General features: G+C 60.7%; 18 protein-coding genes and 2 rRNA genes. 13 read left to right on the forward strand and 7 right to left on the reverse strand.

Annotated features, from left to right (window positions below):
- Nucleotides 1-335 (forward strand): 23S ribosomal RNA (locus tag PLO63_17490); the annotation flags it as partial.
- 55 nt (nucleotides 336-390) lie between these two features.
- Nucleotides 391-507 (forward strand): 5S ribosomal RNA (gene rrf, locus PLO63_17495).
- A 193-nt stretch (nucleotides 508-700) separates the two neighbouring features.
- Here the strand turns inward: rrf and ilvN are convergent.
- Entirely contained in the window at nucleotides 701-1213 is a 513-nt protein-coding gene (gene ilvN, locus PLO63_17500; GenBank protein HOI75938.1) for an acetolactate synthase small subunit, read from the reverse strand.
- Nucleotides 1214-1246: 33 nt separating this feature from the next.
- A complete protein-coding gene (ilvB, locus tag PLO63_17505) occupies nucleotides 1247-2920 on the reverse strand; it encodes a biosynthetic-type acetolactate synthase large subunit (protein HOI75939.1) in 1674 nt (557 codons plus the stop codon).
- Between the two features lie 63 nt (nucleotides 2921-2983).
- Here ilvB and PLO63_17510 point away from each other — a divergent pair, with 63 nt between their 5' ends.
- Entirely contained in the window at nucleotides 2984-3121 is a 138-nt protein-coding gene (locus PLO63_17510) for a hypothetical protein (GenBank protein ID HOI75940.1), read from the forward strand.
- 95 nt (nucleotides 3122-3216) lie between these two features.
- On the opposite strand, the gene PLO63_17515 is transcribed toward PLO63_17510, so the two are convergent.
- Genes PLO63_17515 through tatB form a run of 3 tightly spaced genes read right to left on the reverse strand, consistent with a single transcriptional unit; the run spans nucleotide 3217 to nucleotide 6383 of the window.
- Nucleotides 3217-5265 carry a PBP1A family penicillin-binding protein gene (locus PLO63_17515; GenBank protein HOI75941.1) on the reverse strand — a complete coding sequence of 683 codons (2049 nt, stop codon included), beginning with the start codon at nucleotides 5263-5265 and terminating at the stop codon, nucleotides 3217-3219.
- Nucleotides 5266-5267: 2 nt separating this feature from the next.
- Nucleotides 5268-6038: a twin-arginine translocase subunit TatC gene (gene tatC / locus PLO63_17520; GenBank protein ID HOI75942.1), complete on the reverse strand. Its 771-nt coding sequence runs from the start codon at nucleotides 6036-6038 to the stop codon at nucleotides 5268-5270.
- Nucleotides 6039-6068: 30 nt separating this feature from the next.
- The gene (tatB, locus tag PLO63_17525; GenBank protein ID HOI75943.1) at nucleotides 6069-6383 is read right to left on the reverse strand and encodes a Sec-independent protein translocase protein TatB; all 315 of its coding nucleotides are present in this window, start codon (nucleotides 6381-6383) and stop codon (nucleotides 6069-6071) included.
- Between the two features lie 134 nt (nucleotides 6384-6517).
- Between tatB and PLO63_17530 the strand changes: the two genes are divergently transcribed.
- The 10 genes from PLO63_17530 (at nucleotide 6518) to PLO63_17575 (ending at nucleotide 17825) form a co-directional block, all read left to right on the forward strand.
- Nucleotides 6518-7627 carry a histone deacetylase gene (locus PLO63_17530; protein ID HOI75944.1) on the forward strand — a complete coding sequence of 370 codons (1110 nt, stop codon included), beginning with the start codon at nucleotides 6518-6520 and terminating at the stop codon, nucleotides 7625-7627.
- A 21-nt stretch (nucleotides 7628-7648) separates the two neighbouring features.
- The gene (gatC, locus tag PLO63_17535; protein ID HOI75945.1) at nucleotides 7649-7936 is read left to right on the forward strand and encodes an Asp-tRNA(Asn)/Glu-tRNA(Gln) amidotransferase subunit GatC; all 288 of its coding nucleotides are present in this window, start codon (nucleotides 7649-7651) and stop codon (nucleotides 7934-7936) included.
- Complete coding sequence (gene gatA / locus PLO63_17540; protein ID HOI75946.1) at nucleotides 7933-9414, forward strand: Asp-tRNA(Asn)/Glu-tRNA(Gln) amidotransferase subunit GatA; 1482 nt, start codon at nucleotides 7933-7935, stop codon at nucleotides 9412-9414. The genes gatC and gatA overlap by 4 nt, the downstream gene beginning before the upstream one ends.
- A complete protein-coding gene (gatB, locus tag PLO63_17545) occupies nucleotides 9414-10847 on the forward strand; it encodes an Asp-tRNA(Asn)/Glu-tRNA(Gln) amidotransferase subunit GatB (GenBank protein ID HOI75947.1) in 1434 nt (477 codons plus the stop codon). Before gatA ends, gatB begins: the two co-directional genes overlap by 1 nt.
- Nucleotides 10848-10911: 64 nt before the next feature.
- The gene (locus PLO63_17550) at nucleotides 10912-12231 is read left to right on the forward strand and encodes a S1C family serine protease (GenBank protein HOI75948.1); all 1320 of its coding nucleotides are present in this window, start codon (nucleotides 10912-10914) and stop codon (nucleotides 12229-12231) included.
- A gap of 25 nt (nucleotides 12232-12256) precedes the next feature.
- Nucleotides 12257-13357 (forward strand): S-methyl-5-thioribose-1-phosphate isomerase, encoded by a 1101-nt coding sequence (gene mtnA / locus PLO63_17555; protein HOI75949.1) that lies wholly within the window; start codon nucleotides 12257-12259, stop codon nucleotides 13355-13357.
- A gap of 118 nt (nucleotides 13358-13475) precedes the next feature.
- Nucleotides 13476-14453 (forward strand): CRISPR system precrRNA processing endoribonuclease RAMP protein Cas6, encoded by a 978-nt coding sequence (gene cas6 / locus PLO63_17560; GenBank protein HOI75950.1) that lies wholly within the window; start codon nucleotides 13476-13478, stop codon nucleotides 14451-14453.
- A 79-nt stretch (nucleotides 14454-14532) separates the two neighbouring features.
- Nucleotides 14533-16128 carry a DNA recombination protein RmuC gene (gene rmuC / locus PLO63_17565; GenBank protein ID HOI75951.1) on the forward strand — a complete coding sequence of 532 codons (1596 nt, stop codon included), beginning with the start codon at nucleotides 14533-14535 and terminating at the stop codon, nucleotides 16126-16128.
- Nucleotides 16129-16147: 19 nt separating this feature from the next.
- Entirely contained in the window at nucleotides 16148-17068 is a 921-nt protein-coding gene (locus PLO63_17570) for a TIGR01777 family oxidoreductase (protein ID HOI75952.1), read from the forward strand.
- A 133-nt stretch (nucleotides 17069-17201) separates the two neighbouring features.
- Nucleotides 17202-17825, forward strand: a complete 624-nt coding sequence (locus tag PLO63_17575) for an HAD family hydrolase (GenBank protein ID HOI75953.1) — start codon at nucleotides 17202-17204, stop codon at nucleotides 17823-17825.
- A gap of 6 nt (nucleotides 17826-17831) precedes the next feature.
- On the opposite strand, the gene PLO63_17580 is transcribed toward PLO63_17575, so the two are convergent.
- Both PLO63_17580 and PLO63_17585 read right to left on the reverse strand, forming a co-directional pair.
- Nucleotides 17832-18335, reverse strand: coding sequence for a zinc ribbon domain-containing protein (locus PLO63_17580; GenBank protein HOI75954.1), 504 nt, complete (start codon nucleotides 18333-18335; stop codon nucleotides 17832-17834).
- Nucleotides 18336-18392: 57 nt separating this feature from the next.
- On the reverse strand, nucleotides 18393-21542 hold the full coding sequence (locus PLO63_17585) for a PAS domain S-box protein (GenBank protein ID HOI75955.1): 3150 nt from the start codon (nucleotides 21540-21542) through the stop codon (nucleotides 18393-18395).
- Nucleotides 21543-22012: the final 470 nt, after the last annotated feature.

A 22012-nucleotide genomic window follows, 5' to 3' on the forward strand; every position in this document is an offset into this window, starting at 1 on the left:
GTGAGCTGGGTTCAGAACGTCGTGAGACAGTTCGGTCCCTATCTGTTGTGGGCGCAGGATATTTGAGAGGAGCTGTCCCTAGTACGAGAGGACCGGGATGGACGAACCAATGGTGTTCCAGTTGTCGCGCCAGCGGCACCGCTGGGTAGCTAAGTTCGGACGGGATAACCGCTGAAAGCATCTAAGCGGGAAGCCCCCCTCAAGATGAGATATCCCTCCTGGTGGAGACATCAGGACTGAAGGCCCCTCGTAGACTACGAGGTTGATAGGTCGGGAGTGCAAGCGTAGTAATGCGTTCAGCTTACCGATACTAATTGGCCGTGCGGCTTGACCATATTATTTTCACTCAGAGGGCTTTCACGAATGCAATTGTTGAATACTGGATGATATTCCGGTGGTTATAGCGGAGAGGAAACACCCGTTCCCATTCCGAACACGGAAGTTAAGCTCTCTGGCGCCGATGGTACTGCATGGGTGACTGTGTGGGAGAGTAGGTAACCGCCGGGATACAATATCGAAGCCCCCTCGGGAAACCGAGGGGGCTTTTTTATGGTGCCCGGGTTTAAAGGACCGGGATGTTGGACGAGTGGTTGGTCGGGTAGGGTAGTGTCAGTCGAACGATTTTTAGCAGCGATAAAAAAAGCGGCGATGACCCTATGGGATCATCGCCATGGAAAACCATTCATCAAGGTAGTGTCATTCAGGATGCCTGCAGGGATACATCTGTCCCGGCGGTTTTCTTGAGCGCCACGGAGCCTGTCCGGTTCATCTCCTCCACGCCGAACGGATCGAAATAGGCAAGCACCGCTTCATTTTCAGCCCTGGAGCCTGTCGACTCAAGGATATAATAGTTCTGGCTCATGGTAGCGATGCGGCAGCCGAAACGTTCAATCGCCCGCATGATCTCGATCCGGGTCTCAGGAGCAACCTTCACACCGAAAATCATCAATTCCCGGTGCAGAAACGCCGGACCGGAAAAATCCGAAACCTCGATTACATCGACCAGTTTATAAAGCTGCTTCTTGATTTTGTCCGTGAAATCACTGTCGGCTGAGCTTGTCAGGGTGATTCGCGAAACGTCCGGATCGATCGTCTCCGCAACGCAGAGGGTGTTGATGTTGTACCCGCGGCTGCTGAAGACGGCGGCGATCCGGGACAGGACGCCCGGACGGTTGTTCACCAGCATGGAGAGGGTTCGTTCTTCAATGGTCATCTGACTCGTTCCTTTCCTTCTGTTTTATGCATTTCAGTCCGCCTGGCCGAAGATCATCTCCACATTGGAGCGACCCGGCGGGATGATGGGGAACACGTAGTTTTCACAGTCCACGACGGCTTCCAGGAGGTAAGGGCCATCGGTTTTCGCCAGAGCATCAATGCCTTCGTCCGGGGCATTGTCGATGCGGACCCGGCTGGCGGGAATGCCGAAGGCGCGGGCAGCGGCTACGAAATCCGTTCCTCCGCCCAATTCGATGCTGTTGTATCGGCCGTCAAAGAAAAGGTTCTGGATCTGGCGGATCATCCCCAGGTGGCCATTGTTGAAGACAACGATCTTGACCGGAAGGTTGTAATACCGGATGGTGGCCAGTTCTTGCATGTTCATGTAGAATCCGCCGTCTCCCGTGATGGCGATGACGCTGCGGTCGGCAGCCCCGATCTTTGCCCCGATGGCGGCGGGGACGCTGAATCCCATGGTGCCCATTCCACCGCTCGTCAACAGGCAGCGGGGGGTCCGGGTTCGCCAGGAGCGGACCGTCCAGATCTGATTGAGTCCAACGTCGGCCACCGCCATGGTTCCATCCGGGAGGGCCTCCTGAACCCTGCGTATAAACTCCCCCGCGGGACCGCAGCCCCGATCGGGAGTCTTTTCATCCATCGTACTCCGCTCTTCATGAATCCGGTTCATCCATTCCAGACGATCCTTTGGTTCAATCATCGGGGTCAGGGCCTGAAGGGCATCGAGGGCATCCCCCGAGTAATGCAGGTCCGCCTTGACGTTCTTGCTGATGGAGGTGGGGTCGATATCGATGTGTGCAACCATTGCCAGCGGGGCGAACTCGTCAATCCGGGACGTGCTCCGGTCGGTGAAGCGGGTTCCCACGGCGAGGATGAAGTCGGACTGGTGGACGATGCTGTTTGCCAGTTCAAACCCGTGCGAGCCGATAAAACCGAGATTCAGTCCGTTAGCGGCGTTCACCGATCCCACTCCCATCATGGTCGTGACAAAGGGGATCTGTGTTCTGGTGATCAAATCTCCCATGAGGTCGCAGGCATTGGCCAGCTTGACCCCGCCGCCGATGATAATCACGGGGCGCTCGCTCTGGTTGAGCGCCCGGGCGATCCTCTCGATGGCCTCCCTGCCGTCGGTGCCGTTCTTGATTCCGTTCCGGCGGGGCTCATCCGCCGGTCCCGCTGGATCGCATTTCGCCGCAAGGATATCCCGGGGAAGATCGACCAGGACGGGACCGGGCCGTCCCGAGGTTGCAATGTCAAATGCCTCGCGAAGATTGGAAGCGAGGCTGTGAACGTCTTTCACCTGGAAGCTGTGCTTGGTGACGGGGATGGTCATGCTGATGATATCCGTCTCCTGGAAGGCGTCGCGGCCGAGAAGGCTCGTGTTGACCTGGGCCGTCAGGGCGACCAGGGGGGATGAATCCATGTAGGCCGTGGCGATCCCCGTGACCATGTTTGTTGCCCCGGGGCCGGACGTGGACAGGCAGACTCCCACTTTTCCGGTTGCCCTTGCATATCCGTCGGCGGCATGGGCCGCTGCCTGTTCATGGCGGACCAGGTAATGCCGGATGGGGCTTTCCATAAGGCGGTCGTTCAACGGGAGGGAATTGGCGCCGGGGAAGCCGAAGATAACATCCACCCCCCTCTCCCGAAGGATCTGGATGACGATGTCCGCGCCGATGGTGCTCATTGTTCAGACTCCTTTCGCTGGTTCAAAATGAAAAAGCCGCAGGCTCTTTGCGTGCGGCTTTTCGTGGTCATAAAAAAAGCCGCGGTCCGTCTGGGGATCCGCGGCTCGTTTTCCTATGTCAACCCTTCACAGGAACGACGCAGCGGTCCCCGCCCGAACGACTACTACTACGGCTACGACTACGCTGCGGTCTTTCTCTGAAAAGGGTTTCACGCTCATCCGTTCCTTTGGCTCAAAGTGGAGGCTACTTTACCGAAGAAGAAGGAAATGTCAAGCTGAAAAAACAAACAGTACATTCAGAAAGATGCGTCCTCGTCATCTTCGGGCAGTTTTTTGGGGACCTGGCCGCTGTCCACGACGGATGATCCCTCCGGTGTGGCCCCTTCCAGGAAGGCCTCGTAAAGGGCTCCTTCGGAATACCGGACAGGTTGTCCCGAATGGGGGTCCACCTTGACAAAGACAATTCCCCTGGGTACCGGGAACGGTTCGATGGGAACTCCCTGGACGGCCTTTTCCATGTAATACAGCCAGATGGGAGCGGCTGCCCTGCCCCCGACCTCCTGTCTCCCCAGGGCCCGTTCCTGGTCGAATCCAACCCAGACACCCGTCACCAGGGAGGGCGTATAACCGATAAACCACGCGTCACGCATGTCGTTGGTGGTTCCCGTCTTGCCGGCGGCGGGACGGCCGATTCCCTTTACCCGGGTTCCCGTGCCACTCTGAATCACGCCCTGCATGACGTAGGTGGATAGAAAGGCGATGCGCGGATCGATGACCTGCTCCTCCCGGACCTGGGTTTCTTCGAAGACCTGGCCTGTCCGATCAACGATCCTGCGAATCATGAAGGGTGTCACCCGCTTTCCCTGGTTTGCCAGGACTCCGAAGGCCCGGACCATCTCCTCCAGGGTGACGTTGGCCGAGCCCAGGGCGAGGGAGAGGTTCCGGGGCAGAGGCGAGGCAATCCCCATATTGGCGGCATACGATACGGCATAGTCCACGCCGATGGACTGGAGGATCTTGACAGTGACGACGTTCCGCGAATGGACCAGGGCGCTCCGCAGGGTCGTTGGGCCGTTGAACTTGCCGTCAAAGTTACGGGGGCGCCAGTATCCGTCGGGCTTGGAGGGATCCGGGAACTGGAGGGGGGAGTCGTCGATCCGGGTGGACGGGGTCATCTCCTTGTCGAAGGCGGCCGTGTAGATGATGGGCTTGAATGACGAACCCGGCTGGCGGCGGGACTGGGTCGCCCGGTTGAACTCACTTTTCTTGAAATCCCGTCCGCCCACCATGGCTTTGATGGCCCCGGTGCGTGCTTCCATGCAGTACAGCGCCCCCTGGACGGTCCCGACGGTGTATTTTTCCCGCTTTTCCATTTCCTGGAGCCCCCGCTCCACGGCATCCCTTGCTGCGGTCTGCATGGGGATGTTCAGCGTCGTGTAAATTTCGAGCCCCTCCTTATACAACACGTCGCTTCCGTATTTTTCCTGGACATACCGCCGGATGTTTTCCACGAAATAGGGGGCGATCTTGTCCTTGGGCCGCACGGACCGGAGATTCAGCTTTACCGCAAGGGCCGCGTTTTTCTGCTCCTCGGTGATGTATCCGCTTTCGACCATCCGGTCCAGGGTATAGGCCTGCCGCTGCTTCGCGCGCTCCAGATTGTTGTAAGGCGAATAATTGCTGGGTGCCTTCGGAAGCCCGGCCAGCATGGCCGCTTCCGGCAGAGTGAGGTTCCGGGCGCTTTTGCCGAAATAGGCCTCCGCGGCCGCCTCCACGCCGTAGGTTCCGTGTCCCAGGTATATGTGATTCAGGTAGAGGTGGAGGATCTCGTCTTTGGTGAGATAGCGGTCGATCTTGAAGGCGAGGACGGCTTCCTTGATCTTCCGGATGTAGCTCCTCTCGGGTGTCAGAAACAGGGATTTGGCCACCTGCTGCGTGATGGTGCTCCCTCCCTGGACGACCCGTCCCGCCTCGATGTTCTTGAAAAACGCCCTGGATATGCTCTGCAGATCGAAGCCGCGGTGCTGGTAGAACCGCGCGTCCTCCGCGGCCACAAATGCCTGGACGACCATCGGGGGCAGGTCCTGAATGCGGACGACCTTCCGGTCCTCCAGGAAGAATTCGTCGATCAGCTCGTCATTATCGGAGTAGACCCGCGTGGCGATGCTGGGCCGGTAGTCCTTCAGGGTGGCGATGCTCGGCAGCTCCTTCAGGAGAATATAATAAAGCAGAGTACTCCCGATCACCAGGAGGGCGACCACGGTGAGCGTCAACGCGATCAAAAGCGTCGCGATTCCCGAGGGGTTCCCTGCTTTATGCTTTTTCTGCGCGTGATTTCCGGCCATGATCAAGCCTCGGTGGGCTCCTCTTCCTCTTCTTTTTTCCCCTTCTTTTTCTTCTCTGCGAAGCGGGACACGATAATGCTGATCTCGTAGAGGAACAGGAGCGGGATGGCCATCAGGATCTGGCTGAGGGCGTCCGGCGAGGGAGTGAGCACGGCGGCGGCGATGAAAATGACGAGGATGGCGTACCGGCGCTGCCGGGATAGCATCCGGGGATTCACGATCCCGATCTTGGTCATGAAGAAGATGAACACGGGCATTTCGAAGGAGAGACCGAAGGCCAGGAGAAACTTGAGAGAAAGATCCAGGTACTCCCGGAAGGAGATCATCGGCTTCAGGAAATCCGTCGAGAATTCAAGGAAGAATGCAAAGGCCGGCGGCAGCGCGATGAAATAACCGAACAGGACGCCGCCGGCGAACAGGAGCGTCGATGAGAGGACAAAAGGAACCACATACCGCTTTTCCTGCTTGTAAAGCCCCGGGGAGATGAATTTCCAGACCTGGTACAGGGTATAGGGGCTTGTGATAAAGAGGGAGGCGAAGAAGGCGATCTTCATGTAGATGAAAAACGCCTCCGGTAGCCCCGTGAAGATCATGTGGCTGTACTTCGGCATCGCGTCGGCCAGGGGTTTCGTGATGATCTGGAAGAAGAAATCCTTGAGAACATAACAGGCGACGAAGCCGAGTCCCACAACGATAAGGATCCGCACCAGGCGCGTCCTCAGCTCCTCCAGATGACTCGTCAGGGGCATCTTCTCTTCGGTGGTATCGTTCATGACCGGCGGCGGATACGCTGTCGGGACCCGTCAGGAATGCGACGAATCCTGGGGTTTCGAGGGCGGGGCGGAGGCGGTTTCAGGAGTGGAATCAGGTACTTCTTCCTTCTTGTCGGCGTTCTTTTCGTTTTCCGTAACAGTGTTCTTCAGATCCTCCGCCTCCTTCTTCAGATCGTCGGTCTGGAGGGAGTTTTTCACTCCTTCCGACACATCCTCGGCGGCTCTCTTGAACTCCGAGAATCCCTTGCCGAGGGATTTCGCCAGGTCGGGCAGCTTCTTGGGGCCGACGACCAGGAGGGCGATGATGGCGATGATGATCAGTTCCTGCATGCCGATGCCGAACATGGCAACCGCTGCCCCCTTATCCGTGATTGGCGGTATATAGGTGCACTTCCCGGGGTTTGTCAATCCTTTTTCCCGGCGCTCCTGTGGGCCAAATCCTTTGCATTTTGGGGGACCTTGTGGTACGGAGCGGTCCGATGGAAACGTCGTCGGAGGTCTCCGGCGATGCCTCGGGCCGAATCGAGGGAGCCATGGCCAGAAAAACAGGGATCGTCAGGGACAATCGATACTTGCGTCATGGGTGCGACGATTTTCACCCGGAGAACAATCGACGCCTCGAGGCCATCCATGCCCTCCTTGACTTGCCGGACATGGCCGGAAAGCTCTTTCCCATCCCCGCCAGGCATGCCACCCGGGACGAGATCCTGCGGCTCCACTCGGAGGCGTATTTCCGGAGGATCGCCGCGACGGCGGGAGAGCCCTGCACTCCCCTGGATCCAGACACGGAGGCCTCGGCGGATTCCTTTGACACGGCCCTCCTGGCCGTGGGCGGCGTTCTCAACGCCGTGGACGCCGTTCTGGACGGTTCCCTGGACAACGCCTTCGCCTTCATCCGGCCTCCGGGACATCACGCGGAGAGGCACTCCTCCGGCGGCTTCTGCATCTTCAACAACATCGCCCTCGGCGCTGCCCATGCCCTTTCGGCCCGCGGACTCAAGCGGATCCTGATCGTCGACTGGGACCTTCACCACGGGAACGGGACCCAGGATCTGTTCTATGGAGACCGGAGGGTGATCTATTTTTCCACCCACCAGTATCCGGCGTACCCGGGCTCCGGGTCTCTCGACGAGATCGGCCGGGGAGAGGCGAAGGGCTACACCATCAACATCCCCCTTGCCGCCGGATCGGGGAATCCCCACTTCGTGAAGGTCTACCGGCAGATCCTGCAGCCTGTCGTCCATGTCTTCCGGCCGGAGTTGATCCTGGTATCCGCCGGTTTCGATACGTGCGACGGGGATCCCCTGGGGGATTTGCGGGTGACGCCGGACGGCTTCGCCTGCCTGACGAGGCTCCTTATGAACATGGCCGATGAACTCTGTGGCGGGCGGGTGGTGCTGGTGCTGGAAGGGGGATATGACCTGCGGAACCTTGCCCGTTCTGTCCGGGCCGTACTGAGGGAGTTGACGGACGAAACCCGTGCCGGCGAGGACGAACTGGATCGCCTGGAGGCCGATGCCGTCATGTGGAGAGGTTCCGTCCTGAACAAGGCCATGGAGCGTCTGGCCCCCTACTGGCCTGTTTTTTAAGTGTAACCGGAGGATTGTGTCTTGAAGATCACGAAAGAGGAAGTGGCCTACGTGGCCCATCTGGCAAGACTGGAGTTCGACGGGGAGGAGATGGAGAAATTCACCTCCCAGTTGAACGACATCCTGCTTTATATGGAAAAACTGAACGAAGCGGACACGGCCGGTGTGGAGCCGATGACCCATGCCATCGCGCAGAAGAACGCCTTCCGGGAAGACAGGGTTCTTTCTTCGCTTCCCATCGTGGAGGCCCTGTCCAACGCCCCGGACCCCAAGGGGGAGTTCTTCCGTGTCCCCAAGGTCATTGAATGACGGTTCTGGCAGAGGAAACCATGGAGCTATGTGAACGGACCATCCACGAACTGCAGCAGATCATCCGCGACGGCGGGGCGTCCTCCACGGACATCGTTGCATCCGTCTTTGGGAGGATCGATGCCATTGAAAAAAGTGTCCACGCCTACATCACGCTTCTCAAGGAAGATGCCTTCCGGGAGGCGGCCCGGGCGGACGAGGAAATCCGAAAAGGCGATATCCGGCCCCTGACGGGCATACCCATTGCCCTGAAGGACATTTACTGCACCCGGGGCATCCCGACCACCTGCGGGTCCCGGATCCTCCAGAACTTCGTCGCGCCCTACGATGCCACGATCGTGGAGAAACTGCGGGAGGCGGGGGCGGTCTTTACGGGAAAGACCAACATGGACGAGTTCGCCATGGGATCCTCGACGGAGACGTCCTGGTTCGGGGTGACGAAGAACCCCTGGGACCTCGACCGCATCCCCGGCGGGTCCAGCGGCGGCTCTGCTGCGGCGGTGGCCGCCGACATGTGCATTGCCTCCCTGGGGTCCGACACGGGCGGTTCCATCCGCCAGCCGGCGGCCCTCTGCGGTGTGGTGGGGCTGAAGCCCACCTACGGCCGCGTCTCCCGGTTCGGGCTGGTGGCCTTCGCCTCGTCCCTCGACCAGATCGGTCCCTTTACCAAGGACGTGGAGGACTGTGCCATCATGCTGAATGCCATCGCCGGCTACGATCCCCGGGAATCGACGTCGGTCCCGGAGGACGTGCCCGACTACCGGCAGTTCCTCGGAAGGGACATCCGGGGCTGGAAGGTGGGCATCCCGAAAGAGTACTTCATCGAGGGCATCGATCCGGAGGTCGAGAGCCTGGTGCGGCAGGCCGTCAGGGTCGTGGAAGGACTCGGCGCCGAGATCGTGCCGGTCTCCCTGCCCCACACCGGGTACTGCCTTGCGGTCTATTACATCATCGCCCCCGCGGAGGCTTCCTCCAATCTGGCCCGCTATGACGGCGTCAAGTACGGCTATCGGAACCTGGACGGGCGCGATCTCCTGGAGATGTACAAGAAGACCCGTTCCCAGGGGTTCGGCGCGGAGGTCAAGCGCCGCATCATGATCGGCACCTACGTGCTGTCGGCGGGATATTACGACGCCTACTACAAGAAGGCCTCCCAGGTACGGGCCCTCATCCGGAGGGATTTCGACGAGGCCTTCCGATCCTGCGACGTGATCCTCACCCCCACGACTCCCACGCCGGCCTTCCGGATCGGCGAAAAAACCGACGATCCACTCCAGATGTACCTGTCGGACGTCTTCACCATCTCGACGAACCTGGCTGGAATTCCCGGGATCTCCGTTCCCTGCGGGTACACGACGACGGGTCTTCCCGTCGGTGTCCAGTTCCTGGCAGGCCATTTCCAGGAGGCAAAACTCCTCCAGTTCGCCTCGGCCTACGAGGCGGGCGCCGATTTTCAGAAAAGGAGACCGAATCTCTGATGGAATACGAACCCGTCATCGGGCTGGAAGTCCACGCCCAGATGCTGACCTACACGAAGATCTTCTGCGGCTGCTCCACCACCTTCGGGGAGAGCCCCAACAGTGAGACTTGCCCGGTCTGCCAGGGCATGCCGGGGGTCCTGCCGGTCCTGAACAAAAAGGTGGTCGAGTTCGCCATGAAGATGAGCCTGGCCACATCCTGCCGCATCAATCCCGAATGCGTCTTCGCCAGGAAGAACTATTTCTATCCGGACCTCCCGAAAGGGTACCAGATCTCCCAGTACGCCCTCCCGCTGGCTGAGTTCGGGTTTGTGGACATCGAGCTCGACGGCGGGAAAAAGCGAATCGGCATCACCCGAATCCACATGGAGGAGGACGCGGGGAAACTGATTCACGACGAGCACAACCCCTCGAGCTACGTGGACCTGAACCGGACCGGCGTGCCCCTGATCGAGATCGTCAGCGAACCGGACATGCGGAGCGCCGAGGAGGCCGCGGCCTACCTGCGCCGCCTCCACGAGATCCTGGTCTACCTGGAGGTCTGCGACGGCAACATGGAGCAGGGGAGCTTCCGCTGCGACGCCAACGTGTCGCTGCGTCCCCGCGGGACGGAGGCCTTCGGCACCCGGGCCGAGCTGAAGAACATGAACTCCTTCCGGAATGTCCAGCGAGCCCTGGAATACGAAATCAAGCGCCAGCAGTACGTCCTCGAGAGCGGCGGCCAGGTCGTGCAGGAGACGCGGCTGTGGGACGACACCCAGGGCGTGACCCACTCCATGCGCGGCAAGGAGGAGGCCCACGACTACCGCTATTTCCCGGATCCCGATCTTGTCCCGATCGCCGTAAGCGACGCCTGGATCGAAGAGATCCGGGGCACTCTCCCGGAACTTCCACTGGAAAAGCGGGAGCGATTCGCCCGGGAATACGGGATCCCGGCCTACGACGCCGGAGTTCTCACGGCCAGCCGGGCGCTGGCGGATTACTACGAGGCGGTTGTCAGGCTCAGCGGCAAGCCGAAGGCGGCCAGCAACTGGGTCATGGGCGACATCCTGCGGTTCCTGAATGAGGACCGGCGCGGCATCCGGGATTGCCCCATCACCCCGGAGTCCCTGGCGGAGATGATTGCCCTGATCGAGGACGGCACCATCAGCGGAAAGATGGCCAAGGAGGTCGTAGAGGAGATGTACCGGAGCGGCAAGCCGCCCCGGACCGTCATCGAGGAGAAGGGGCTGGTCCAGATCACCGACGAGAGCGCCCTGGTCTCGACCATCGAGTCCGTCATGGCGGCCAATCCGGCCCAGCTCGAGCAGTTCCGCTCCGGGAAGGACAAGGTCTTCGGTTTCTTCGTCGGCCAGGTCATGAAGGCGACCCAGGGCAAGGCGAATCCCCAGCTCGTCAACGATCTCCTGAAAAAGATGCTCCCGGGGGCCTGACCGGGAAAGGGCGGCACCGGATCTTTTTGACCCGCATCCGGGGCTCTCGGCCGGGAGAAGGACCGTGAACACAATCCTCAACATCCTGCTGGTCCTGGCCGTTCTCCTGGCAGCGGTCCTGCTGGTGTACCGACGCCGCCTCGGAGAGTTGCGGACCGATCTCAGGACCCTCTTTTCCCACCGGCTTGTCGCCGTCGGCGTCCCTCTCTTTCTCCTGGTCGTCATCGGGGCCTTTTACTGGGCAGGTCGGGATCGGGCGGTGCCTCCGGCGGTCGTTTCTCCCGGACCTTCGGGGGAACTTCCCGTCGCAGCGCCGCCGGCACCGGCATCGACGGGCAGTGCGATCCAGGACGTCTCTTCCCTCTACCGAAAAATCGGCCCGTCCGTCGTGGCGATCTACACATACAACGAGCAACGCGAAAGCATCGGCCGGGGAAGCGGCTTCTTCCACGGCGCCTCCGGGCAGGTCGTCACCAACCTGCACGTCCTGCGCGGCGCCCACTCCGCCCAGATCAAGACCTCCTCCGGGAAGGTCTATCCCGTTGCGGGAATCACGGCCCGGGACGCCGCCGCCGACCTGGCCATGCTGGCGGTGAGCATGCCCTGGACCGAGAGCTTTCCCCTGGCCGTGACGGCGTCCCTGCCGGAGGTCGGCGAACGTGTGGTCGTCGTGGGAAACCCCTTCGGGCTGGAGCAGACCGTCTCGGACGGGATCGTCTCGGCCATCCGGGAGACGGCGGAGCGGGGGAGGGTCCTCCAGATCACGGCGCCCATCTCGCCGGGGTCCAGCGGGAGTCCCGTTGCAAATCTCAGGGGTGAGGTCGTCGGCGTCGCCTTCCTGCAGTTCAGCGGGGGCCAGAACCTGAATTTCTGCATCTCCGGCGAGCGGGTTGCCCGCCTGGCTGCTGTCGCGGGGACCCCGGTGTCCCTGGCTGGAGGGGCTGCGGCAACGGGCATTGCGGCAGGGAAGCAGACCTTCTGCTACCTCGACGAGAGGGGAACCGTCCGCTTCAGCGATTCCACGGCCAATCCAAGGTACAGCTACCAGCTCATTTCGACGCCCGACGGATCGCTGGACCGGAACCGTTATGAGCGCTGGGTCTTCGATCAGATCGGAGGGAATCCGCAGGACATCGATCCCCAGGCCGCCGTAACCCGGGCGAAGGAAGAGCTTCCGGACGTGTTCCGGCAGGTCTTCCCATCCCAGTACACCATGAATGACCTCCCCAGCATGCCCCAGGATGCCCGGAACCATTGGGAGAGGGTCGTCAACCATCACCTGGCCAACGCGTACAACGGGGCCGTACAGAAGCGGAACCGGGCAATCCTCCAACACCGGGTGATGATGGACGCATTTCAGATGTACGCGATATCCCGGCGGTAACGGGGGAGTTGTGGAAAAAGAGGGTATGGCTCTGAAAGAGGAAGGAATGATCCGGACGGTTTTCTGGCAGGACGATGCGGTCGGGATGATCGACCAAAAGGCGCTCCCCCTGGAGGAGCGGTATCTTGTCCTCCGCAAATGGGAGGACGTGGCCTCGGCGATCCGCGATCTCACCGTCCGGGGCGCCCCGGCGATCGGCGTGGCCGCCGCCCTGGGTATTGCCCTGGGTATGCGGAGCCTGCCATCCTCCCCGGATCGCGACCTGGCGGATTCTTTTGAGCGGATCTGCAACGCCTTCGCCCGGACGCGTCCGACGGCGGTCAATCTCTTCTGGGCCATCGAGCGAATGAAGAGGCGTTTCCGCGCCGCCATGGCCGAAGAGCCCGGTGTTTCGGGGCCGGACCGTTTCGCGGTCATCCGGGAGGCTCTCCTCCGGGAGGCCGTCGCCATTCACGACGAGGACATCGCCGCCAACCGGGCCATGGGCCTTCACGGACGGGTTCTCCTGGAGGACGGGGACGGCGTCCTGACCCACTGCAACGCCGGTGCCCTGGCGACGGCCGGATACGGCACCGCCCTCGGGGTGATCCGGGCGGCCCACGAGGAGGGGAAGCGGCTGACCGTGTACGTGGATGAAACCCGGCCCGTTCTGCAGGGGGCCAGGCTCACCGCCTGGGAATTGATGAAGGAGGGTATCCCCGCCATCCTGATCACCGACAACATGGCGGCATCCCTGATGAAGCGGGGAGCGATCCGGAAGGTCATCACCGGGGCCGACCGCATTGCCGCCAACGGCGATGCCGCGAACAAGATCGGGACCTACGGCGTGGCCGTTCTGGCGGAGGCCCACGGGATTCCCTTTTCCATCGCCGCCCCCCTCTCCACGGTAGATCCGGCGACGCCTGACGGGGATGCCATCCCCATCGAGGAGCGGGATCCCTCGGAAGTGACCACCCTCGCCGGCCGGCGCATCGCCCCGGAAGGCATTGCCGTCTGCAACCCCGCCTTCGACGTGACGCCCGCCCGCCTGATCGCCGCCATCGTAACCGAAGCCGGCATCGCCCGGCCCCCCTACGGGAAATCGCTTGCGGTGCTCCATGCCGCGAAAGCGCAATCACCCCGCTGAGGCGCGGCAAGGTTGCTTTCGCGTCGAAGAAGTGGTAGTGCAGCGCCTGTTTTTGAACGCTGTTTCCCCGGACGAACCCCCTGAACCCGCGGCTGCGGGACACCTGGAGACTTTCCCGATGCTGTGCGGATCTTACCGGTTCCACGGAACACTGCTGGACGATGCCGTCCTTCCCGAATCCAAGGGATCGATCTTTCGAAACACCTTCGGCCCGGCTCTCCGGCACGTCGTCTGTGCCATGAAGCAAAAGGACTGCGCCGGCTGCATCCTTGACCGGCGCTGTCTGTATCCGCTCTTGTTCTCCAGCCCGCCTCCGGCGAATCACCATCTTCTGCCCCCGTTTCCCAAGGGAAAGATTCGCTCCACGACGATCCCCGCTCCCTTTGTCATCGAACCGCCGGAGACATCCGCGACCTCTTTCCAGCGCAAGGATCCCTTCGATTTCGGACTGGTCCTGTTCGGGAGAAGCAACGAGCATCTTCTCCATTTCATCCAGACCTTCGAGGAGATGGGACGGCTTGGCATCGGGCGGAGAACGGAAAAGGGGCGTTCGCGTTTTGTCATTGCCTCCGTCGATGCCGGCGGTGAAACCGTCTGGGACGGCCGTGAGCGCAGTCTCCGGGAAGGAGATTATACCGAAGACCTGCGGGCGGGATTCCTGGCGGATACGGAAAAGGCGTTGTCGTCCCCGATTGCCGCCGTCACCGTGCACCTGGTGTCACCGCTCGTCGGAATCGCCGGGTCGAGCCGGGAGGATCTCCTGACCTTCCCCGTCCTGATGCAGTCCGTCCTGGACCGGATCCTCACGCTCAACAGGACCTACGGGAAAGGACAACTGGCGATCGACGTACCCGGGCTCGTCTCCAGGGCGGCCGGCGTGCGGATTGCGCAATCGAGCCTCCGGCGGAGGGGTGAGGCCCGCCCCGTGCGTCGGCCCGATTCATCCGTACATACCGGAAGGGTTATCGGCGAAGTGACCTATGAAGGTCCTCTTGGCGAGTTCCTTCCTTGCCTTCGTTTTTGCGAGCGGACCCACCTGGGCCGGGAGACAGCCTGGGGGGCGGGGCAGATCCGGGTCCATTCCGTTCAACCCTGATGCGCCGCGTCGGAAGGGGGCTGAGGTCGGTTTCTCTATACATCGGCCATAGCCCCGGCAGCGAAAAGGAGACGATTCCATGGATGGATGGGTGTACCCGGTGTTCCTGGCGGCCGGCTTTCTGATCGGGGCCGCCGTCGTCTGGGTGGTCCTGGGGAAACGAGCCGCTCTGCGGGAAGGCGAAAAGGCCGCCCTGACCGAGCGCCTGACGGCGAAGGACCTCCAGATCCAGGATCTGAAAGAGACCGCCGGGCGGCTGGATCAATCGCTGGCGCTCGCCCGGGAGGAGCTGAAAGCCGAATCGAACGCCCGGGCCGCCGCCGAGGAGCGGAACGCGCGCATCCCGAAACTGGAGGAGGCAATCCGGGCCGGGGAGTCGGATCTGAACCGCCTGCGGACGGAGATGTCCGCCCTGCAGGCGCGGGTCGTCGAGGTGGAGGCGCGTGCCGAGGAGGAAAGCAAAGGTGCGGCCGAGAAAATAGCCCTCTTGGACGATGCCCGGCGAAAGCTGGGAGACGCCTTCCAGGCCCTGTCGGCGGAGGCCCTCAAGAGCAACAACCAGTCGTTCCTGGAACTGGCGAAGGCGTCCCTGGAGAAATACCAGGAGGCGGCAAAGGGCGACCTCGAGGCCCGGCGGCAGGCCGTCGAGACCCTGGTGAACCCGATCCGGGAATCCCTGGAGAGGGTGGACGGCCGGATCCAGGAGATCGAGAAGGAGCGGACCTCCGCCTATTCGATCCTCCAGGAGCAGATCCGCTCGATGACGTCCGCCCAGTCGCAGCTCACGGTGGAGACGGCGAACCTCGTAAAGGCGCTCCGGGCGCCGGTCGTCCGGGGTCGCTGGGGGGAAATCCAGCTCCAGCGCGTCGTCGAGCTGGCAGGGATGGTGGAGTACTGTGACTTCGTCCAGCAGGAGACTGTAGTCACCGGGGAGGGATCGGTCCGCCCCGACCTGATCGTCCGCCTCCCGAGCAACCGGAGCATCGTCGTCGATTCGAAGGCGCCCCTCGAGGCGTACCTGGATGCGCTGGAGACGAAGGACGAGGCGGTCCGGATCGAGCGGCTGAAGGCCCATGCCCAGCAGATCCGCGTCCATCTGAGCAAGCTCTCCGCCAAGACCTATTCCGCCCACGTCACTCCCTCGCCGGAGTTCGTCGTCCTGTTTCTCCCCGGGGAGACCTTCTTCAGCGCCGCCCTCGAGCAGGATCCTTCCCTGATCGAGTTCGGAGTCAACCAGAAGGTGATCCTGGCGACGCCGACCACCCTGATCGCCCTCTTGCGGGCCGTCGCCTACGGATGGCGGCAGGAGCGGATCGCCGAGAACGCCCAGGCCATCAGCGACCTGGGGAAGACGCTCTACGACCGGCTGCTCACGCTTGCCGGCCACTTCGACGGCCTCCGCGCGGGGCTGGAGCGGGCGGTCGGGGCCTACAACGACGCCGTCGGCTCCCTGGAGAGCCGCGTTCTCGTGAGCGCCCGAAAGTTCAAGGAGCTCGGCTCGGCCGCCGGAAAAGACCTGCCCGAGGCGGCAACAATCGACCGCACGACCCGTGTCCTGAAACCCTTCCCCGGTGCGGAAGACGGAGACGCGGAAGCGGGCGGACAGGGCCGCCTGAGTGCGGGGGCACCGGCTGGAACCGGAACCCCGTTCCCGTTGACGGACCCGGACGGATAAGTTCAGGGAGGAGGCCGCGATGCTGGTCTTTATGACGGGAGGTACGGGATTCGTGGGGAAGAACCTGACGAGGGTCCTCACGGAAAAGGGCCACGAGGTCACGATCCTGACACGACCGGGGGAGGGAAGGCCGCCGCTGCCGGCGGGAGCCCGCTACCTGGAGGGGGACCCGACCCGGCCCGGACCCTGGCAGGAGCGTGCGGCGTCCCACGAGACATTCATCAACCTGGCGGGAGCCTCGATATTCAGCCGCTGGACGGAGCGGCGCAAGCGGGACCTCCTGGAGAGCCGGATCCTCACCACCCGGAACCTCGTGGAGGCGATTCGGGGACGGCGCAAGGGGATTGCGCACCTGCTCAGCACCTCCGCCGTTGGGTATTACGGGTTCCACGACGAGGGAGACCTGTATGAAGGGAATGCTCCGGGCGGGGACTTTCTGGCCCGCCTGGCGGTGGACTGGGAAGCCGAGGCGGAACGGGCCCGTCATGAGGCGGGAGCCCGGGTGGTGATTTGCCGCTTCGGCATCGTGCTGGGAAAGGGCGGCGGCGCCCTGGAGCCCCTGGAGCGGCTGTTCCGGCTCTATGCCGGAAGCCCCGTGGGCAGCGGCAGGCAGTGGTTTTCCTGGATTCACGAGGACGACCTGGCCCGCATCTTTCTGTACCTGATGGAGCGGACCGATCTCGACGGACCCTTCAACTGCACCGCACCCGGTCCGGTGCGGAACGCAGAGTTCACGCGGGCGCTGGCGGACGCCCTCCGCGTCCGCGCCTTTCTTCCGCCGGTGCCGGGCTTCCTGATGCGCCTTGTCCTGGGCGAGTTCGGCGAGGTGATTCTGAAAGGACAGAAGGTCATGCCGGGACGACTGCTGAAGGAAGGGTTCCATTTCCGATTCCCCGATCTTCCGTCGGCGCTGGAAGATCTGCTGCAATCCCGCTCCTGACGCCCGCGATCAAGCTTCTGTCCTTCTCTTGCGTTCCGCTGATTCTGCGGGTATAGGGACAAACCTCCGCTGGAGTTTCCACCCGCCCGGCTCTTTACGCTGCGGGGCCCGGCGGGAGATTCCCGAATGGAGCATGCAGACTGTGATGAAGCTGTTTCTCTTTGATTTTGACGGCGTGATCGCCGATTCGCTGGAAACCTACGAGTGGACGGTCCGGGAGTGCCTGGAGCGGATCGGCCAGCCCATCGTGAAAACGCGAGCTGATTTTCTGGAGCTGTTCGAGGGGAACTTCTACGAGGAGATCGTCCGCCGGGGGGTGGACCTGGAGGCGTTCCTGAAGGCCTCGCCGGGTGTCCTCGCGGAGGTCGATTTCGCCTCGATGCGGCTCTTTCCCTTCCTGTTGCCCGTCCTGGAGAAGATGTGCGAGGGGAACGCCCTCCTGATCATCTCCTCCAGCGGTTCCCGGTCCATCCGGAAGACGCTGGAGAGCAACCGCTTCAACGGCTGCTTCCGTGCCATCCTGGGGTCCGATTTCATGCTGAGCAAGGTCTCCAAGATCGCCCACGCCATGGAGTCCTATGAAATCGGCACGGACCGTACCTATTACATCGGGGACACCGCGGGAGACATCCGCGAGGCGAAGCAGGCGGGGGTGAAGGCGGTCGCCGTCACCTGGGGCTGGCACAGCCGGAAGACCCTGGAGGCGGCGGGACCTGATTTCATCGTGCAGAAACCGGAAGATCTGCTGAAAATCTAAGTTTTTTTACAGGTCGTAGAGGGTCTCGTCCACCCGCGGCCGGGCCTTCTTCCCTCCCTTTACACCGGGTCCTTTCCCGTCGAAAAGAAACGGCTCCTCCGCCTCCAGGAGGTCCCCCATCTCCTCCTCGATCCGGTCTGGATCTTCTCCCCGCTCCAGCCTGCGCAGGGCTTCTTCCATTCCGGGGCCCAGGTTCAGGCCCGTGGCGTCGGAGAGCTTGCGCATCAGGGCGGCAGCCTGCCGGGGGTCGTCCTCGCTGATGCGGTCCGCTTCGCCGGCCAGCATGGACATGGCCTTTTCCATCCGGTCCTCGTCGATGGGGGGCATCCCCGTGTCCGCGTCCGCCCCTTCCTCCCGTTTTCCGGAGACCTTTGCAAAAACGGACATCTGGCGCTTCAGGCGGACGCGCTTGCAACGCGGACAGAAGGGAACCTTGTCCGTATCGGCCGTCCGGGAAAAGAAATTGTAAACGGTGTTGCAATTGCGGCAGTAAAACTCGTAAATGGGCATGTCGCCTTCCGCTCCGGTCTTTTTCCGCCGCGTAATGTACCGGATTTTCCGGAAAGATCAAGATTCCATTTTCCCACGATCCAGCTCACCACGAACGGCCATACCGAGCCTTTCAATATTATAAGGCTTCTTTACATATTCACCGGCGCCAAGCTCCTGGGCTTTGCTGACCCGCTCCGTCCTGGCGAAGCCACTTACGATGATCGCCTTCTGTTGGGGCCGGATTTCAAGAATCCGGTGATATGTCTCCAGGCCGTCAATGCCAGGATCCATGATCATGTCCAGGACAATCAGGTCTGCTTTGTTTCCCTGGAGATATTCCAGGGCCTCCTCGCCGCTCGCCGCCAAGGCCACCCGGTAATTCAGTCCTTCCAGAATCGTGGCGGCCAGAAGTCGCTGTTCTTCCACATCATCGACAATCAAAATACTTTCGCCCTTCCCTCGGTACTCGCTTTCAGCCAAAGCCTGATCCGTTTTCAACAGAGCCTCGCGTGTCACTGGAAAATACAGAACAAACGATGTGCCTTTATTCAGTTCCGTTCGGACATCGATATACCCGTTGTGATCCTTGACGGTTCCCCAGACCACTGCCAAACCGAGGCCTGTTCCGCTCCGGCCCATGACTTTCTTCGTGTAAAACGGCTCGAAGAGCCTCCCCATATCTTCAGGAGCAATCCCCGAACCCGTGTCCGTGACCGTCAACACGACATACTCGCCTTCCTGGGTGTCTTCATAGCCGGGGATGGCCGCATCCACATAGCGGTTTTCCGTCGTGATTGTAACCGTCCCTTCTCCCTGAATCGCCTCGGCGGCATTGGACAGGAGGTTCATGATGGACTTGCTCAGGTGAACAGGCGACCCCTTGATGTTGAACAGATCCTTCTCCGTTTGACACAGGAACCGGACGTCCGGATGATGAGCTTTCATCAACTCGAATTCGGGGGTCTTGAAACAGTCGGTTACGATCCGGTTCAGGTTCACCGTTTCTGCAACCGATACACCCCGCCGAGCCATGGTCAGCAGATCCTGGATGATGGCGGCCGCCCTTTCTCCACCATGCAGAATATTTTTCGCGTGCTTCTCTGCACGGCTTCCTTCCGGCAAATCCCGCAGTAGCAATTCGGAGTAGCCAACGAGAACACCCAATACGTTGTTCAGGTCATGAGCCACGCCGCCGGCCAGAATCCCCAGGGCTTCCATCTTCTCCGCCCGCTGCAGGCGTTCCTCGGCCTTTTTGCGTTCAGAAACGTCTCGCGAACTCATAATGATGGCGGTCATTTCCCCCTGGTCATCCTTGAGAAGATCCGCCACCGTTTCCAGCCATCCATAATGGCCGTCCGCGTGTCTTACTCTGTATTCAGTAATGACTGCCCGCTTGCTCGTGAGGCCGTCCGCAAAAACGTTGATCATCCTTTCCAGATCGTCTGGGTGGACAATGTCAAAAACAGGCTTGCCAACCCGTTCTTCCATCCTGTAACCGAGACCTTTGAAATGGGATGGACTTACATAAAGATTGCGACCCTGCAAATCTGTTATCCGGATCATGTCGGACATGTTTTCCGTGATCAGGTCCAACAGGCGTTCCTTTTCCCGCAGGGCATCCTCCATCCGCTTGCGTTCGGTGATGTCGCGGGCGCTCATCACGAAACCCGTCAGTGCCGGATCATGGATAAGGTTTGCACCCACTCCTTCCAAGACAAGTTCCGATCCGTCCTTGTGTCGAACTCGAAACGAATTGGGGATATATGTGTTCTGCGTCTGCAGCGCCCGGGCAAAGTCTTCCATCACCCTGGGAACATCCTCGGGAACGATCAGCTCGAAGAAGTTCACCCCCGTCAATTCCTCCGGGCTGTAACCAGCAATGCGCTCAATAGAAGGACTTGCATAGGTGATGATTCCATCCATGTCTGAAATCACGAGGATGTCGGATGCATTCTCGGTGATCGCCCGGAAATACGCCTCGCTCTTCCTGAGAGCTTCTTCAGCCTGCTTGCTTTCGGTTGTGTCGATCACCTGAATGAGGGTTTTTACCTTGCCGGACGAGTCGTGATACACGGCACTTCGCAACTCGCCGATCCGCTCCGGGCCTTTCTTCTGCCGGAAGGAAAACTCGTAGCGAGACGGAACTTCCTCCCCTCTCTGGCGGCGCATGGCACGTTCGGCTGTAATCGATGCACTTTCTTCCATAAGCGGGAACGTGAAGTCCCTGCCCAGCATCTCCTTTTCCGAATACCCGGCAAGACGGCAGAACTCCTCATTCACATAGGTATACCGGAAGGAATCGTCGATGATGGCGATTCCAACCAGGGATTTTTCCACCACAGATCGGAATCTCTCCTCACTTTCCGCCAGGGCCTTCCGGGCCTCGACCTTTGCTGTGATTTCCCGGAAAATACTGAGAAGGCATTGTTCACCCCCCAATGTTATCACTTTCGCCGACATCTCGCCGATGACAACTCGTCCGTCCTTTACGCAGAACCGGAATTCGTCGTCGTTTATCTCCCCTTTCTCCTGGAGAAGCCCGATCACTCGATCCCGGTCCGAGTAATCAACCCAGATTCCCAGGTCCAATGACGTCCGGCCGATCGTCTCTTCCCGGCCATATCCGACTTGCCGGGTAAACTCGTCGTTGACGTCGATATATTTCCCGTCGCTGAGCCGGCTGATGGTCATGATGTCGGGACTCATGCGGAACATGCGGGAAAACTTCTCCTCGCTTTCGAGAAGTTGCTCTTCTGCACGCTTGCGTGCTGTAATATCGCTATATACGCCTTCGATTCCGATGATGTTGCCTTCTTTGTCGCGGTAAAACTGCGTGTTTGCCGATACGGTGACAGGCTTTCCGGTATCTCGGCGCTTCAGTGTAACTTCGTATTGTGTGAGAACGCCTTGCTCTCGAAGCATTTCCCCGTGCTTTCGAGCTTCTGCGGGATCGTGATAAAAATGATTGGCAATATTCAAACCAATCATTTCTTCCACGGATGAATAGCCAAGGATCCGGGCAGCAGAAGGCGTGGTGAAGATGAGATTGCCGTTTAAATCCGCGCGATAAACGGCATCTTGCATTTTTTCAACGAGTGTCCGGTATTGCTCCTCGCTTCTTTTCAGCTCCTCCTCTGCCTGCCGGTGTCTGGATTCCGACTGTTCCAGTTCCTTGATCCTCTGCCTCAACAAGGAAAGCTCTCTAAGCAGCTCTTGTTCTGTCACGGCGTGCTCCCGTCATGCGAATCGATGCCGGTCAACGGAAAAGGTAGGTTCACTTGCGCAACGCCCCATCGAAAAAGCGGATGGACGTCCATGGAAGTGTCATGAATGTTCGAAAGGGATTACCGGGTGTGGTGCTTATCCGAGCAGCTTCCCCGTCAACAGATTGATCCCGTGTGCAAGCCGGTCGCCTTCCGGCACCTGCCCTTCCGGGGTCAGCTTGTCGATGATCGAAGGAAGCAGGCCTGCCAGTCCGTTTCACGGTCATGCTGCCCTTGATCTGGTCAAACGCCTTCTGACGGGTGCCTTTGACCTTCATGTTCTACCCCTGTGGGGAATGAAAAACCAGGAAAGATCCCAGGACAGATCGCCATGGGATCTTTCTGTTTTGTTGATTTACCGATTCTTGATCATATCCTGCTGAACACGGCCGTGACGCGGCGGTTCTTCTGCCTGCCTTCCTTCGTCTTGTT

The sequence above is a fragment of the Syntrophales bacterium genome (assembly GCA_035363115.1).
Taxonomy (GTDB): Bacteria; Desulfobacterota; Syntrophia; order Syntrophales; family PHBD01; genus PHBD01.

Excerpts from the sequence above, each read along its gene's own strand:
- tatB (HOI75943.1), bottom strand. The coding sequence starts at position 6,383 with ATGTTCGGCATCGGCATGCAGGAACTGATCATCATCGCCATCATCGCC.
- mtnA (HOI75949.1), top strand. The coding sequence starts at position 12,257 with ATGGCTCTGAAAGAGGAAGGAATGATCCGGACGGTTTTCTGGCAGGAC.
- tatC (HOI75942.1), bottom strand. The coding sequence starts at position 6,038 with ATGAACGATACCACCGAAGAGAAGATGCCCCTGACGAGTCATCTGGAG.
- gatB (HOI75947.1), top strand. The coding sequence starts at position 9,414 with ATGGAATACGAACCCGTCATCGGGCTGGAAGTCCACGCCCAGATGCTG.
- PLO63_17570 (HOI75952.1), top strand. The coding sequence starts at position 16,148 with ATGCTGGTCTTTATGACGGGAGGTACGGGATTCGTGGGGAAGAACCTG.
- PLO63_17575 (HOI75953.1), top strand. The coding sequence starts at position 17,202 with ATGCAGACTGTGATGAAGCTGTTTCTCTTTGATTTTGACGGCGTGATC.
- ilvN (HOI75938.1), bottom strand. The coding sequence starts at position 1,213 with ATGACCATTGAAGAACGAACCCTCTCCATGCTGGTGAACAACCGTCCG.
- PLO63_17580 (HOI75954.1), bottom strand. The coding sequence starts at position 18,335 with ATGCCCATTTACGAGTTTTACTGCCGCAATTGCAACACCGTTTACAAT.
- ilvB (HOI75939.1), bottom strand. The coding sequence starts at position 2,920 with ATGAGCACCATCGGCGCGGACATCGTCATCCAGATCCTTCGGGAGAGG.
- PLO63_17515 (HOI75941.1), bottom strand. The coding sequence starts at position 5,265 with ATGGCCGGAAATCACGCGCAGAAAAAGCATAAAGCAGGGAACCCCTCG.
- PLO63_17530 (HOI75944.1), top strand. The coding sequence starts at position 6,518 with ATGGAAACGTCGTCGGAGGTCTCCGGCGATGCCTCGGGCCGAATCGAG.
- rmuC (HOI75951.1), top strand. The coding sequence starts at position 14,533 with ATGGATGGATGGGTGTACCCGGTGTTCCTGGCGGCCGGCTTTCTGATC.
- gatA (HOI75946.1), top strand. The coding sequence starts at position 7,933 with ATGACGGTTCTGGCAGAGGAAACCATGGAGCTATGTGAACGGACCATC.
- cas6 (HOI75950.1), top strand. The coding sequence starts at position 13,476 with ATGCTGTGCGGATCTTACCGGTTCCACGGAACACTGCTGGACGATGCC.